The sequence below is a fragment of the Mesorhizobium sp. M2A.F.Ca.ET.067.02.1.1 genome (genome assembly GCF_004023285.1).
Lineage (GTDB): Bacteria > Pseudomonadota > Alphaproteobacteria > Rhizobiales > Rhizobiaceae > Mesorhizobium.
On record NZ_RZSB01000822.1, the window covers coordinates 1 to 2,497 of the forward strand.

Annotated in this window: 2 protein-coding genes and 1 pseudogene; all 3 read left to right on the top strand. The window is 64.1% G+C overall.

Features of this window, described 5'->3' with window-relative positions; all coding sequences use genetic code 11:
• The first annotated feature begins 185 nt into the window (after window positions 1-185).
• Window positions 186-506, top strand: a complete 321-nt coding sequence (locus EOA28_RS32280) for a hypothetical protein (RefSeq protein ID WP_126083376.1) — start codon at window positions 186-188, stop codon at window positions 504-506.
• Between the two features lie 228 nt (window positions 507-734).
• Window positions 735-1,037, top strand: a complete 303-nt coding sequence (locus tag EOA28_RS32285; protein ID WP_128298335.1) for a hypothetical protein — start codon at window positions 735-737, stop codon at window positions 1,035-1,037.
• A 305-nt stretch (window positions 1,038-1,342) separates the two neighbouring features.
• Window positions 1,343-2,497: pseudogene (locus tag EOA28_RS32290) on the top strand (DUF763 domain-containing protein); the annotation flags it as partial.

The following is a 2,497-nucleotide window of genomic DNA, read 5'->3' on the forward strand; positions in this document are numbered from 1 at the left end:
GGTTGCAGCTGCTCTAATAAATATCCGGGTTCATGAAGTTGCGGGGACGAAGTAAGGCGCTGGATTCGCCGCCTTGGTCCTGCCCATGCCCTGTCCGGGCTGCCAACCCTGGCAACTCGCCGGGAACATGGACCGCGCGAAATCGTTGTCTTGCCGAAGGGGCCTTGAAACTCAAGGAGGCAGCGATGAAAAAGCTTCTGCTTGCTTCGATGATCGCCATCGCCTCGGCGTTTGCGATCGCGCCGGCCAGCGCCGGCGGCGTGCAACTCGGTATCGGCATCGGTCCGGGCTATGATGACGACTACTACAACGATGACTACAGCCCATATTATCGCCATCACCGGTATTACCGGCACGTCTATGACGACGACTACTACACCCCATACCATCGTCGTTACGTGGTTCGGTATCACAACCGGTATGACGACAATTGCCGGGTCAGGATCGTGAAGCACTGGCGACATCATCACCGCGTCATTGAAAAGATCCGTATCTGCGAGCGCTGACCCGCAGCACCGGCCCAACTCCCGTGTGGGGAGATGGGCCGGACGCGACAGCAATGGCGTCGACCCTGGGCAATACCGGGTAGAACCTCTGGTCGCCGCGCCGTGGCAACGCTCCAGGCCGCTGGCGGCGGCTTTCTCCTCCTCGATACTCCGGGAAATATTAGCGATCGGGAACATAGGCCTCCCGCCGCGCGTTACCCGATAATCAGCCTTCAGGAGGAGGTTGCCATGAAAAAACTTCTACTTGCTTCGGTGATCGCAGTCGCGTCGGCGGCGTCCACGGTAGCGCCGGCGGATGCGCACGGCTTCCTCGGTCTCGGTTTCGGTCCGTTCGGCGGCTCTCCGTTCTACGGCGGTCCGATGTATGGCGGTCCGTTCTACGACTATGGCGGCCGCTACTACGGCCCGCGCTACTACGACGACTATTATCCCAGCTACTACCGGCACCACAGGTATTACTACCGGCACCACTACAGGCACCATCACAGGCACCACCACAGGCATCACCACGGGTACTATTACAAGTACTAGGCGGTGGGCGACTGGCGCACGGCAGAAGCGGCATTGACCAGACGCAAGCGTGGCCGCGCTTCGCGGTCGTCATCCTAGGGCGGAGCAAGGAGCGAAGCGACGCGCGCAGACCCTAGGATCCGTGCAGTGCTGCCACGGCGCAGAATTCTGATCCGTGGCATTCCTCGGCCCACGTCACGGCATGGATCCTTGGGTCAAGCCCAAGGATGACGAAGATGGTTTGGGCCTCTTTCGCCAGCTTCGCGCAGCGCCTTGCAAATCCCCGCCAAAATGCCATCTAAATCACCGGCATCCAGGAGAATCACGTGACGCAGCGAAGCGGCAGCGCCGACCTGCCGCTGCATGGCGGGCGGGTCCCGAAATGGCTGGGCGAGCGCATGACCAAGCTCGGCGCGGTGCTGTGCGAGGCGATCATCCACCATTACGGCCGCGACGAGCTTTTGCGGCGGCTGGCGCATCCCTTCTGGTTCCAGTCCTTCGGCGCCGTGATGGGCATGGACTGGCATTCCTCCGGCATCACCACTTCCGTCATCGGCGCGCTGAAGCGCGGGCTGAACCCGATGGCCGGCGAGCTCGGCATCCATGTCTGCGGCGGGCGCGGCGCGCATTCGCGCAAGACGCCGGGCGAATTGCTGGCCATCGGCGAGCATGTCGGCCTGGACGGCGATGCGCTTGCCACCGCCAGCCGGCTGGTCGCCAAGGTGGACAGCGCCGCCGTGCAGGACGGCTACGACCTCTATCTGCACGGCTTCATCGTCGCCGATGACGGGCGCTGGGTGGTGGTGCAGCAGGGCATGAACGGCGATGCCCGCCAGGCGCGCCGCTATCACTGGCTGTCGGAAGGCTTGACCAGCTTCGTCGACCAGCCGCATGCCGCAATCGAAGGCGAGCGCCAGGGCGAGATCGTCAACCTGACCGACCGGCGCGCCGAAAAAGCCCGCGGCAGCCAGGTCGAGTTGCTCAAGACCATGAGCCCGGAAAAGATCCTGAACGAGCTTGCCGTGCTGGAGCCGCGGCCCGAGCCTGAACCGGCCGCGCAGCCGATGCTGCCTAACCTCATCATGCCCGCGCATCACGACGTGCGCGAGAGCGACATCGTCATGCGCCGCCTGCACGGCAACATCGCCTCGGCCATCGAAGCGGCCCCAAGGATTTCCCCGAGCTGCTGCTCGTCCCCGGCGTCGGCCCGCGCACGGTGCGGGCTTTGGCCATGGTCTCGGAAGTGGTGCACGGCGCGCCCTACCGCTTCTCCGACCCGGCACGCTTCTCGCTCGCCCACGGCGGCAAGGACCGCCACCCCTTCCCCGTGCCGCTGAAAGTCTATGACGAGACGATCTCCGTGCTGAAATCAGCGGTGGGAAAGGCCAAGCTCGGGCGCGGCGAGGAGCTGGAGGCGCTGCGAAGGCTGGATGGGGAGTCGCGCCGGATGGAGCGGTATGTGACCGGACCGAGCTTGAAGG